General features: G+C 54.3%; 9 protein-coding genes. 2 read left to right on the top strand and 7 right to left on the bottom strand.

Going from position 1 to position 12,341, the window contains the following annotated elements:
• The coding region (locus HED22_RS15515; RefSeq protein WP_167723848.1) for a proline racemase family protein at positions 1–430 on the top strand (430 nt) is incomplete at its 5' end.
• Positions 431–503: 73 nt separating this feature from the next.
• Here HED22_RS15515 and HED22_RS15510 read toward each other — a convergent pair.
• The 5 genes from HED22_RS15510 to HED22_RS15490 all read right to left on the bottom strand — a co-directional run bounded on the left by HED22_RS15510 (position 504) and on the right by HED22_RS15490 (position 7,407).
• Positions 504–1,178: a GntR family transcriptional regulator gene (locus tag HED22_RS15510; RefSeq protein ID WP_167723846.1), complete on the bottom strand. Its 675-nt coding sequence runs from the start codon at positions 1,176–1,178 to the stop codon at positions 504–506.
• Between the two features lie 221 nt (positions 1,179–1,399).
• A complete protein-coding gene (locus tag HED22_RS15505) occupies positions 1,400–2,401 on the bottom strand; it encodes a 4-hydroxyproline epimerase (RefSeq protein WP_167723844.1) in 1,002 nt (333 codons plus the stop codon).
• Positions 2,402–2,412: 11 nt separating this feature from the next.
• Positions 2,413–3,714 (bottom strand): FAD-binding oxidoreductase, encoded by a 1,302-nt coding sequence (locus HED22_RS15500; protein WP_167723842.1) that lies wholly within the window; start codon positions 3,712–3,714, stop codon positions 2,413–2,415.
• Between the two features lie 172 nt (positions 3,715–3,886).
• On the bottom strand, positions 3,887–4,783 hold the full coding sequence (locus HED22_RS15495) for a dihydrodipicolinate synthase family protein (protein WP_167723840.1): 897 nt from the start codon (positions 4,781–4,783) through the stop codon (positions 3,887–3,889).
• 203 nt (positions 4,784–4,986) lie between these two features.
• Positions 4,987–7,407, bottom strand: coding sequence for a glycosyltransferase (locus HED22_RS15490; protein WP_167723838.1), 2,421 nt, complete (start codon positions 7,405–7,407; stop codon positions 4,987–4,989).
• Positions 7,408–7,558: 151 nt separating this feature from the next.
• Between HED22_RS15490 and HED22_RS15485 the strand changes: the two genes are divergently transcribed.
• On the top strand, positions 7,559–9,661 hold the full coding sequence (locus tag HED22_RS15485; protein WP_167723837.1) for a bi-domain-containing oxidoreductase: 2,103 nt from the start codon (positions 7,559–7,561) through the stop codon (positions 9,659–9,661).
• Here HED22_RS15485 and HED22_RS15480 read toward each other — a convergent pair.
• Both HED22_RS15480 and glpK read right to left on the bottom strand, forming a co-directional pair.
• Positions 9,658–10,599 (bottom strand): AEC family transporter, encoded by a 942-nt coding sequence (locus HED22_RS15480; protein ID WP_167723835.1) that lies wholly within the window; start codon positions 10,597–10,599, stop codon positions 9,658–9,660. The two genes, HED22_RS15485 and HED22_RS15480, sit on opposite strands and share 4 nt — an antisense overlap.
• A 179-nt stretch (positions 10,600–10,778) precedes the next feature.
• Entirely contained in the window at positions 10,779–12,275 is a 1,497-nt protein-coding gene (gene glpK / locus HED22_RS15475) for a glycerol kinase GlpK (RefSeq protein ID WP_167723833.1), read from the bottom strand.
• Between the last annotated feature and the right edge of the window lie 66 nt (positions 12,276–12,341).

Here is a 12,341-nt window from a genome sequence, read left to right as displayed (position 1 = left end):
CCTGACACAACTTTCCGAAGAGATTTGCCAAGCGGTGAATAACAGCGTCACCCTATCGCATCCCGATCACGACGAACTGGCCTTTTTATATGGTGCGATCCTGACCGACGGGCGGGATGCACACAGTGAAACCCCGACACGTAATATATGTGTATTTGCCAAAAACCAGGTTGATCGCAGCCCGACCGGATCCGGGGTCAGTGCCCGCCTGGCCATCCAACACGCAAAAGGGCTGATCACAGAAGGTCAGGTGCGGGTGTTTGAAAGCGTGATCGGTTCACTTTTTGAAGGGTCGGTTGCAGCGACAACCCAGTGCGGACCGCATGACGCCATCATCGCCTCGGTCACCGGCATGGCGCATTACAGTGGCAAGGCGAGCTTGTGGTATGAAGAGGATGATGTCGTCGGGCGTGGTTTTATTGTCGGCTGATCTCAAAGAAACAGAACGCGACCTGAACAAAAAAGGGATGCCAGATGCATCCCTTTGATCGTTGTTTGGATCCTTATGCCTCTTCGCGGGCCTTGCGCAGGCAGGACATCAAGCTATCGGCCGAGCTTTGAATGTGGTTGGCCAACAGTTCGACCGCCTCGTCGACATTACCGGCCTTGCAGGCCTCGAATATCTGATGATGTTCGCGTTCGGCCCGATCCGTTGCCCCTGACAGCGCAAGCTGCGCCTGGGTAAAGCGCACGGTGTTGTTGCCGATCATGCGCACAATTTCGAGTGTCTTGGGCCGGTTGGAGGCGCGATACAAACGGTCATGGAATTCGCGGTTGAGTTCCCCCCATTTGGAAACATCGCCGGAACGGAACGCTTCGTCATAGACCTTGAGGATGTCTTCGACTGATTTAAGGTCGTCCAGGGTCAGACGCGGCACCGCATGACGCAAAAGGTCACATTCAAGCAGCTTTCGGACTTCAAAAAGTTCCTCGATCTCGTCAAGCGAGAGCTGCGAGACGATCGCGCCCTTGTGCGGCTGGAAGGACACAAGCCCCTCGGCATCGAGGCGTTGAAGGGCTTCACGGACCGGAATACGCGATACGTTATATTCCCCCGCAATGGCATCCTGTCGCAATTGATGCCCGGCGGGAAAATCGCCTGTCAAAATGCGGGTACGAAGGTCTTCGGTCACCTGATCGGTGATGGTACGGCGGGTAAAGCGCGGTGTTGCGGTCATTTCAGCTCTTTTATGGTGTTACCCCGACGATACTTGGCATGCCGGTCAATCAGGCATTGAGTGCGCCTGACAGAATTTGTCAGTTTTGCTATTCATAACGACGGGTCTGCCAAGTCGCAATACAATTGCATACTGTATAATTCGCCAAACCTTGCCGATATACGACAAAGGGGGCATGACACCACCTTGTTACATGACGACCGGATAAAGAATGCCCTGCTCTACTTGACAATAAAGCCATGAGCATAGGGATCACGGTCATCGATAAAAATGGTGTTATATCCGTGTTTTCGCGCCCAACCTTCAATGCCGGGGACGACCGCATCAAAGTCGCCGACCTTTGTTTTCTCGACCACGGAAACCCGGAACTGCGAGCCAATAATGCTTTCGTGAACCAGTTCACGTTCGGGGTCCCATTGCCCCTTGGCGACCAGTTGCGCCAGCCGCGCCGATGAGCCGGTGCCACAGGGAGAACGATCAATCCCCTTGTCACCATAGAACACCGCATTGCGATGGGTGCTGTCTGCTTGCGTCGGCTTGCCTGTCCACTGGATATGCGACAGGCCCTTGATGTCAGGATAGAGGGGGTGAACAAAGTCGTTTTCTTCGTTCAGGCGACGGCGGAGTTCCGGGCTGATGCGTTGCAGGTCACCAGCCGAAAAGTCAGCCATATCGCGGTAATTTTCCTGCGGGTCGACAATCGCATAGAAATTGCCACCATAGGCAACATCGACCTTGATCGGACCAAGATCAGGGCAATCGACTTCGATATCGGTCTTATAGAGGAAAGACGGTACGTTGGTGAGCTTGACCGATTCAACGTAATCGCCAACCTGATTATATTCGGCAACCACGAGGCCCGCAGGTGTTTCAAGGCGCAGACGACCGGGAGTTTTGGGTTTAACCAACCCTTCCTCGATCGCCATGGTGACAGTGCCAATGGTGCCATGCCCGCACATCGGCAGGCAGCCAGATGTTTCGATAAACAGGACAGCGACGTCATAGTCATCAGACGTCGGATCATACAGGATAGAGCCCGACATCACGTCATGACCGCGCGGCTCAAACATCAGGCCGGTTCTGATCCAGTCATACTCGGCCAAAAAATGCGCACGCTTTTCAAGCATGCTTGCCCCTTCAAGCTTCGGTCCGCCACCGGCAACGAGCCGCACCGGGTTGCCGCAGGTATGACCATCAACACAAAAGAAACTGCTTTTCGCCATGGGTGGGGCCCTTAGAAACCGGGGAAATGAGAGAAACGATTGATCCGATACGGGGTCATGTCAACCGGGGGTGAGTCACCGGCAACAAGATCAGAAATCAGGCGTCCGGTTGTTGCCCCCATGGTCAGGCCGAGATGCCCGTGGCCAAACGCAAAGAAGGTATTGCCGTAACGTGGGCTTTTGGAGATTACCGGCTTTGAGTCCGGCATCGAAGGCCTGAAGCCCATCCATTCCTTGCCGCCTTCGGCATTCAGTTTCGGCAGGATTTCCTTGCCCTTGGCAAACAGAGCCTTGGCACGGTCATAATTCGGGGCTGCGATCAGACCGCCCAGCTCCACCGCCCCGCCGACACGAATACCATCTTCCATCGGGGTAAGAACAAAACCGTCATCGGCACAGATCAGCATGCGCGAAAGCTCTGCATCATGATAGGGCACGGTTGTATTATAGCCGCGCTCTGTATCAAGTGGCACCGGTGAACCAAGACGCTTGGCCAATGTTTTTGACCATGCCCCGCAGGCCACAACCACGACATCAAATGTAATCTGATCGCCGGTACTGGTCATCGCCGCACGTGGCTTGCCATCCCGATAGACAAAATCGGTCACATCGGCGGTTTCGAACTTGCCGCCGCGGTCGAGGAAATTCTGATAGATGCCCGTGACAAATTTATAGGGATCAAGCACCCGGCCCCAATCTTCGTCCATGATGCCACACGAAAAGATCGGAGCTATGCCCGGCTCAAGATCAAGAATTTCATCCTTGGTCAAATCGCGAATTTTAATGCCATTGCGCCGATTGAGATCGATTTCATACTCCGCAGCCCGACGAGACGCATCTGATCGGTAGACCGCAATCGCCCCTTCCTTTTTGGCCACGGCATCGGAAAGTCCGGCATTGGCAATCACCGGGTCGTAATCCTCCCACGCTCGGTTGAGCAGAACGGCCACTTCGGTCGCGATCTGTTCGACGCGGCTCTTGGAGCTGGCGGCAACAAAGCGTAGCAACCATGGCAGCATTTTGGGCAAATAGGACCACCGCACGGAAAGCGGCCCCAACGGATCCATCAGCCATCCCGGAACACTCAGAAGCGTTCCCGGCATGGCAATCGGGGCACATTTACTGACGGCAATCCCGCCGGCATTGCCAAATGACGCGCCCATTCCGGGCTCCCCGCGATCCAGGATTGTAACCTCATATCCCTTGTCCTGAAGTGCCACGGCGACATTCACACCCACAATACCAGCCCCGACGACAACGGCTTTCTGCCCATTGCTGTTTGGTGACGGATTTGCGGTTTTGGACTTCGTCATTTCGGGGCCTCGGCTGTATGCGGATAAGCGGGTGATTTAAGGTAACGGCCTGTCAGATCGCAGGAAAACTCCCCCGCGATGGTCACGGAGGAGCTTACTGTTCCATCAAATACAGCGCCAGTGCAATCATGGTTTTACAAAAGCGCTCTCCAGATTGCTGACACGCGTCATTTTAGAGCGTCGGGCGCGTATCGATGGCTTTCTGGATGGTAGCCTTGATGGTTTCAAGCTCTTCACCGACCAGTGGCAAGCGCGGGGCACGCACATGCGGTTTGCCGACACCGGTCATTTCCTGCGCAAGCTTGATGTACTGAACCAGTTTGGCATGGACATCCATGTGCAGAACCGGGGTAAACCAGCGATAGATTTTAAGCGCTTCGTTGTATTTGCCCTCAGACAGCAGCTTCCACAGGGCGACGGATTCCTTCGGGAAGGCATCGGTAAAGCCCGAAATCCAGCCAACGGCACCAAGCACCTGCGTTTCCATGACAAGGTCATCCATGCCGCAGAACAAAACGAAGCGATCCCCGCAAGCATTATAGATGTCGGTGATACGACGTGGATCGCCCGAGCTTTCCTTGATCGCAACCAGGTTTTCAACATCAGAAAGCTGGTTGAATTCATCAGGTTTGATATCGACGCGATAGGCACCCGGGTTGTTGTAGATCATGATCGGCAGCTTGGTTGCACCGGCTACAGTTCGGAAATGTGCGATGTTTTCGCGTGGATCGGCGGTATAGACCATTCCCGGCAAAAGCATCAGACCATCGGCACCGAGCTTTTCACATTCCTGCACATAGCGTATTGCCGCACGCGTCGAGCTTTCAGCCACACCGGACAGAACCGGAATGCGCCCCTTGGTGACGTCGACAGCCAGCTTCAGGACGGCAATCTTTTCATCCGGATCAAGGGCCGTGTTTTCGCCGACCGACCCCAGCATGACCATACCGTCGACACCGGCGGTGATCAGGTCTTCGATCTGTTTGGCGGTCATATCAAAATCGATCGAACCGTCTTCGTTCATTTGGGTGGCAACGGCGGGAAAAACGCCAGTCCAGTTTACCTGCATGAAAAAACAACCTCCTGATATCACGCAGCGATTTAGCCGCGCCCTTAACCCTGACAGCCCTGATATTATTGGGCCGCACCTAATTTATGTATATTGTATACGAAATCGAAGACCCGGATGCAACGGGTTTCTTTACCAAAAGAAAAGGGCCCGAAACCGGGCCCCTTCAACAAGATGGATTTCCTAAAGGCAGCTGGTCGTGCTCATGCTGTCGCAGTCATCTTTGTTGCCTTCTTTGCTTTCGATGTGTCGTCGCCGGTTAAAAAGGCGAGGGTTTGGGCAATGATAACGCTGTCACAAAGCTCGCGCTCAACCAGTGCACGGGCGGCTTTGCCATAAGCTTTTCGACGTGCGTCATCTTCCATCAGTTCTTCGATGGCGTTAGCGAGCGCAGTGCTATCTTTCAGCGGAACAAGAAGGCCATTTTCACCGTTATGGACAATCTCCCGACACCCGGGGACATCAGTTGCCACCATGGCAAGCCCGGTTGCTGCCGCTTCAAGCAATGATTTTGGCAGTCCTTCGCGCCAGGATGGCAGAACCGCCAGGTCAGCATCACGCAAAAGTGCGGCCACATCGGGGCGCTTCCCCAGCCACTCGACCAAGCCTTCTGACTGCCATTTCCGTAAATCTTCTTCGCTGGCACTATCCGGATTGGCCGGATCCGCATCACCAACCAAGACAATCCGATAAGTACGATTACGTGATTTCAGAATGCGCGCAGCTTCGATCAGTTCGCCAAGTCCCTTGGACCAGAGCATGCGCGCAACGAAGATCGCAGTTTTAGTTTCGGAGTGTTCTTTAACCGTCGGACTGAAAGCCGAGATATCCACGCCTGATCCACGTATGAGCGCCAGACGATTTTCCTTGAAGCCAAGTTTTGTCATCAGGGCGTGATCATCGGCATTCTGCACAATCACCCGAATTGATGGGCACATTGCATAAAAGCGGAGCAACAAAGAAACGATCTGGCGGACGATTTTTGCCTTTGCACCATCCGATACGAACAGGAAGCCGAGGCCTGTAACCATATTTACCGATCGCCTTGCACCGACCACCAGTCCGGCCAAAGAAGACAGCACAACACACTGGATCGCGACGTTAACGACTACATCGGGGTTTTCACGCCGGATCAGGCAAGCGAGCGATTTGATCGTTTTAAGGGATTTGAGCGGGCTGAGCCCGCCACGGGCAAGCGGAATGTTGACAACGCGAAAGCCTTCTTTGCTGAGACTTTTACTAACAACATCACTGCGACAAGCCACAATCACATCGTCTCCACGCACCAGTGCGGCTCGGCCCAAACCGATGCGATGCGATGCAAAAGACCAATCTTCGGCACAGACGATCAAGGTTTTGCTGCGCTTTAGTAATGATCGTTGTGAAACGGCGCGCTCGCGCCGCAAAAACGCCAATGCAAAGGTGATCATGAAAACGCCAAACCACCATGACGTCCAGAAAGAGTAATTGAACAAACCCGCGAACCAATAGGCGGCAAGCATCATCAGCGGCAAACCTGCCACTTTGATCCCGCAGTGACGCACGTCTTTTACTGCTACATAACCGGTCAAAAGTACCAAAGAAACGACAATGCAAAGCCCAATTGCACCAGTTTCAAGCCAGATTTCCATGAACCAGCTATGGGGATGCCCTGGCAACACAGACTGAGTCGAACTACCCGCCAACTGGTTTGCCCCCGGCACCCAAGGCGCTGCGTTTAATCCGTAGCCAATGACCGGATGATCAAAGACATGGCCAAACACGAACTGCCAAATCATCTGACGATGAATATCAATCAGCCATATCGGTAAATACGCATCAAATTCCTGCAGCGACGCCGAGTTCTGAGTAATCACGCTAAGCCATACCAATCCGGCAACAAAAACGGCAACAATACCGATAAAAATACCAAATCTTAACGCACGGGACTTCAGGCAAAGAATAGAACCGACCCCCAGCGCACCTGTAGCTGCCATGATTGCAGCTACATTCGCACGGCCTTGAGTAATTTCGAGGATCGGTAAAATCGCTATCGCAAGCGATATTGAAACAAATCGCTTGATACCCCGCCGATCAAGGCCATCAAAAACCAAAATCATTGCACCAAAAACAAAGAAGCTTCCAACGGGCTTCAGGTAGCGCGCGAGATCAAATACGCGATCAGGATTACGCAAAGCATCCAATGAGACAATCGCAGGGCAAGTAAGAACCGCTATAATACAATAAGTTACCAGTGTTCCCGTTGCAAAAACACATGCGTCCCATGCCAACTTTCCTTTCGGCTCAACCAAACGCATGAGATACCAGACTCCTGCGAGCATGGAGAACCTTGCAAGCCAGGTGGAAAGTGACTTTTCTGGAACAACCGAAAAAGACGCAGAAATCAGAAACACAACAAGGGTTGCAATGATTAGTCCGCCTACTGGTGTCGCGAAATCTCGGCGCATGCGCTGCCAAGCTTGACCGTGATTTGCCGAAAAAATCGCAATAAGCAGAGAAAACCCAAGACCAATCCCGATTGCCGCTCGACCAAAGAAAAATAGTGGTGCCGAGATGCCAAACAAAATGGCAGCTATGCCGAGCATTGTTTCGCGCCAATGCCGGATCGGGACGGTCTGTTGCATGATGGGCGGTTCCAAATTAAAGTCTGTCACCTTGCTAAACGCGCATCGCGCGCACGTCAATCATCATCGACAATAATGCGTCGACCGAATGAGACGACATATGGTTTAATCAACGCCATGATTTTCAACTTGTTAATAAGCGAGGGCGAAGATGACGGAGATGAAGGCCCTGCTGCGCTTTCCCGGTGAGCGCAAACTTGCCCTGGCCACTTGCCCCATTCCCGAACCGGGCAAGAATGCGGTCCTTGTCAGAACTGCTTACTCCGTTATCAGCCCGGGAACGGAATTTACCCAAGCCAAGCAAAACAGCGCCAACCTGTTCCACAAGGCGTGGCAGAGACCGGACCTTGTTGCCCTTACGATCCGGCATCTGAAAACAGAAGGACTAAGCCGTACTATTCGTCGTGTTGACAATCGCCTTGGGCGTCCGATGCCGATGGGCTATTGCGCATTGGGTCAGGTGGAGGTGACAGGCGAGAACGTCTCAGACCTCGAAGCTGGTCAGCGTGTTGCCATTGCCGGCATGGGACAGGCCAATCATGCGGAATGGAACGTGATATCGGTAAATCTGGCCTGTGCGGTGCCGGATGTGGTGCCTGATCGGCATGCCGTCTTTGCGACGCTCTATGCCTTGGCGCTGCACGCCCTTCGTCAAGGAGAGACATCAATTGGCAACCAGGTGGCGATTATCGGCGCGGGATTGATTGGGCAGCTTGTTGCCGAAACAGCCCGTGCTGCCGGTGCATTGGTTGCGGTGATCGAACCGGATCCCACCCGTCTGAACCTCGCGGTACGGAACACACATGCGCAGTGCTTTGCCAAATCACATGAGGCACCGGAAAGTAGCTTTGACAGCGTCTATATCTGCGCACCGGGCAAGGGCAATCATCATTTGATAGACGATGCGACCCGCCTGTGTCGTGATCGGGGCACAATCATATGCGTCGGCGACATGACGCCGAATGGCACGCGCAAATCGCTTTATGAAAAGGAAATCACCATTCGGCAGGTCCGGTCCTATGGGCCGGGCCGCTATGACCCCAACTATGAGGAGCGCGGCGAGGATTATCCAATCGGCCATGTGCGATGGACGATCAAGCGCAACATGAAGGCAGCGCTTGATCTGATGGCGGATGGACGACTGGATCCAGCACCACTTATCACGTCCGAAATTGCTTTTGAGGATGTCGCAGATCATTTCATCAAGGGACCGATGCCTTCGCAATTGGCAACATTGGTGAGATACCGGCGAGTTGAAAACACGCCGACCAAGCCCCCTGCTCCGTCGGAACGGAAATCAGTGCAGTCAAGTAAGCATGTCCAGATCGGGCTGATCGGGGCGGGCAACTATCTGGGCGGCAGTTTGTTGCCCTTGTTGCGAAAGCATCCAAAGGTCGAAATTACAGCCTGCTGCTCGCAAAGCGGGTTTGCGGCGGTTGCATTGTCAAAAAAGATTGATGGGCTACGCATGCATGGGGGAGCCAATGAACTGCTTGATGACCCGGGTGTAAACAGCGTTATCATCACCGCACGCCACGATAGTCACGCTAAACTGGCCGCCAAGGCAATGATGGCGGGAAAGCATGTCTGGCTGGAAAAGCCGGTAGCAATTGATCAGGACGGTCTGAACCAACTGCGTGAACGGGCCAACGGCTCAGCGCCACGCATTTTCATGGTTGGGCATAATCGACGTTATGCGCAAATGACCGCAAAGCTGCGTGAAGCACTCCCGACGGGTGCGAAACAATTTCGCTATCGGGTACGAATTGCCCCGCTTCCCGAAAATCACTGGCTTCATCATTCGGATCAGGGCGGACGCACGATTGGCGAGATCAGCCATTTTATCGATTTGATCATCAGCCTGACCGACAGCAAACTGGTCGACATCAAATGTGACTGGCTTGATCGCGCGAATGGCGACAGCATCTGGCAATTGCGTTTTGCCGACGGATCTGTTGGCGAGGTTAGCTACCTTCAAGGCAACCGCCATGATCCCAAGGAAGTGCTTGAGATTGATGCCCCGAATTTCACTGCCAGCCTGTTTGACTGGAAAAAGCTTCGGATCAATGGCCGCACAGTCATGCGCAACTGGTTCGGGCAGGACAAGGGTCAGTCGGCCGCGATTGAGACGTTTGTGCGCGCAGTCACAAGCAGCGAACGCACTGCCCTGATGCCACGCATCGAAGACGAAATTGATTTGGTGGCGCGCATCCTGACCGCTGCCAACACTGCGACGAGCCAGACGCCCAATTAATGCGGTCCGACATACAGGATCAGAAGCGGCAAGGTCAGCATGCTGATGATTGTGGTCAGCAAGATCGTGGTGGATGAACGGTCGATGCAGACATTGTAGCTGCCCGCGACAATCGCGACATTGGCCCCGCTGGGTAGTGCCGCGACCAGTGTAACGATCATCAGCCAGAGTGGCGGCAGATCGAAGACGAAATGCCCTACCGAGAACACCAGAAGCGGCTGGACAAACATCTTGGCACAGGTGCAGAGCAAGCTGGCACTGAGGTTACCGCGTACAGACTGCCCATAGAGCCCCGCCCCCACCAGCAAGAGTGCGATGGTCGGGCCGGCCGTGCGGAAGCGTTCAAGCGTGCCATCAACCATTTCGGGCATGCGAATTTCAAACAGGGACGCCAGAACGCCCAGAACGATCGCGGCAATGATCGGATTTCTGGCCACACGTGCGATGCTGCGCAACACTTTGGGGAACCAGTGGCTGTCGCCGCCGCGACTGCCTTCAACAATCATGATCGTCAAGCCCATCAGGGTGACCGGATGGATCGAAAGCACGATCAACAGCGGCACAAGGCCTTCTTCGCCATAAACCGCCTGTACAAGCGGAATACCGAGAAGAACAACGTTGGAAAAGACGCCACCCATGGCGGTGACGGCTGCTTCATCAGTTTTGGCCGCAAGCCATACGCGGGCGACGGTAAAGACCAACGCAAAGTTCAAAAGCACGCCAGAATAGTAGCTGCCCCACAAGCGCAGGTCGAAATGCGCACTGATGTCGGATTGCGACAGGGTCTGAAAAAGCATCGCCGGAATAAAGGCGTTCATGGCGATCTTGGCCAAAAACGGAATGCCTTCGCGCTTGATGATCTTGATGTAGGTCAGCAAGAAACCACACAGGATCGTCAAAAAGACAGGTCCAACTTTATCGACGATCAGATCAAGCATGGTTCCCCCAAGGTGACAATGGGCAAGGATGCACAGCACTGCGCAACAGATCGGGAAAACCGCGCCGATCACGCAAAAAGAAAGGACAGCATCATTGACGCTGTCCCCGGATAGTACAAATCATTTCGCAGACTTACCAGCCCCGCGCCGCAAATCCATCGGCAAGGCTGCCATGCGTATCAATCACTTGGGGTTGTCTGCACACGCTTAACCGCATCTTTCCAGCCAGCCAAAAGGCCCTGACGGCGACGCGGTTCGATATCGGGCTCGAAGCTGGCATCAAGGTGCCAGTTCTCGGCAATATGATCGAGATCGCGGTAAATCCCGGCCTGCAATCCGGCAAGGTAGGCCGCCCCCAATGCCGTGGTTTCGGTCACTTCCGGCCGTTCGACCGAAATGCCCAAAACGTCAGAAAGCGTCTGACACATCCAGTCATTGGCAACCATGCCACCATCAACACGCACGGCCTTGGGTGAAACGCCATCAGCTGCCATCGCCTCAAACAGATCAAAGGTCTGATAGCAAACGCTTTCAAGCGCAGCCCGGACAAATTCGCGCGGCCCGGTATCACGGGTCAAACCAAAGATCGCCCCGCGTGCATCCGGGTCCCAGTAAGGCGCGCCAAGCCCGGTAAAGGCCGGGACAAGGTAAACACCGTGATTGTCATCAAGCGACTTTGCCAGTCCTTCGGTCTCAGCGGCTGACTTGATGATGCCAAGCCCGTCACGAAGCCATTGAACCGCCGCCCCGGCAACAAAGATCGCCCCTTCGATGGCGTAGCTTGTCTTGCCATTGATGCGATACCCGACCGTCGTCAGAAGACGGTGTTGGGAAGTCACCGCCTCATCCCCGGTATTGAGGATGACAAAGCAACCCGTGCCATAGGTGCTTTTGATATCGCCCGGCTCAAAACAGCACTGGCCAAAGGCCGCTGCCTGTTGATCGCCCGCCATGCCAAGAACCGGGATTTCAGCCCCGAACAGATCGGCATCGGTCACGCCGAAATCGGCTGCACAATCCTTGACGTCCGGCAGCATGTTGCGCGGAACGCGGAAGATTTTGCAAAGCTCGTCATCCCAGGCGTTTTCGCGAATGTTAAACAGGTTGGTACGCGCCGCATTGGTCGCATCCGTTGCATGCGACTTGCCACCAGTCAAACGCCACAACAGGAAACTGTCGACCGTGCCAAAGGCCAGATCGCCCTGATCGGCACGTGCACGGGCGCCGGTTACATGGTCCAAAATCCACGCAACCTTGGTTGCCGAGAAATACGGATCAATCAAAAGGCCAGACTTGGCGTTGACCGCTTCTTCAAGCTTGGGATCGCCTTTTTTAAGATCATGACACAGCGATGCGGTGCGTCGGTCCTGCCAGACAATGGCGTTATAGATTGCCTTGCCGGTTTTGCGATCCCAGACAACGGTGGTTTCGCGCTGGTTGGTGATGCCGATGGCTGCAACCTTTGTCACATCAACGCGCCCCAAGGCCTCCTTGCAGACGGCAACGACGGTGTTCCACAGGTCTTCCGGATCATGTTCGACCCAGCCACTGTTGGGAAAATGTTGCGGAAATTCCTGCTGGGCGACGGAAACGGAGCGGCCGTTTTCGTCAAAGACAATGGCGCGTGAGCTTGTCGTTCCCTGATCAATGGCAAGGATATAGCGCGTTTCTGACATGTTTGTTTTCCTCCCGAGCCGGCAGTTTTCCTGCAATCCGACCCTGCATGCATTGATGCGGTGCGG

It is taken from the genome of Thalassospira sp. HF15, assembly GCF_011806525.1.
Taxonomy (GTDB): Bacteria; Pseudomonadota; Alphaproteobacteria; order Rhodospirillales; family Thalassospiraceae; genus Thalassospira.
This window is presented reverse-complemented; position numbering and strand designations above follow the sequence as displayed.

Excerpts from the sequence above, each read along its gene's own strand:
- HED22_RS15510 (WP_167723846.1), bottom strand. The coding sequence starts at position 1,178 with ATGACCGCAACACCGCGCTTTACCCGCCGTACCATCACCGATCAGGTG.
- HED22_RS15505 (WP_167723844.1), bottom strand. The coding sequence starts at position 2,401 with ATGGCGAAAAGCAGTTTCTTTTGTGTTGATGGTCATACCTGCGGCAAC.
- HED22_RS15500 (WP_167723842.1), bottom strand. The coding sequence starts at position 3,714 with ATGACGAAGTCCAAAACCGCAAATCCGTCACCAAACAGCAATGGGCAG.
- HED22_RS15495 (WP_167723840.1), bottom strand. The coding sequence starts at position 4,783 with ATGCAGGTAAACTGGACTGGCGTTTTTCCCGCCGTTGCCACCCAAATG.
- HED22_RS15490 (WP_167723838.1), bottom strand. The coding sequence starts at position 7,407 with ATGCAACAGACCGTCCCGATCCGGCATTGGCGCGAAACAATGCTCGGC.
- HED22_RS15485 (WP_167723837.1), top strand. The coding sequence starts at position 7,559 with ATGACGGAGATGAAGGCCCTGCTGCGCTTTCCCGGTGAGCGCAAACTT.
- HED22_RS15480 (WP_167723835.1), bottom strand. The coding sequence starts at position 10,599 with ATGCTTGATCTGATCGTCGATAAAGTTGGACCTGTCTTTTTGACGATC.
- glpK (WP_167723833.1), bottom strand. The coding sequence starts at position 12,275 with ATGTCAGAAACGCGCTATATCCTTGCCATTGATCAGGGAACGACAAGC.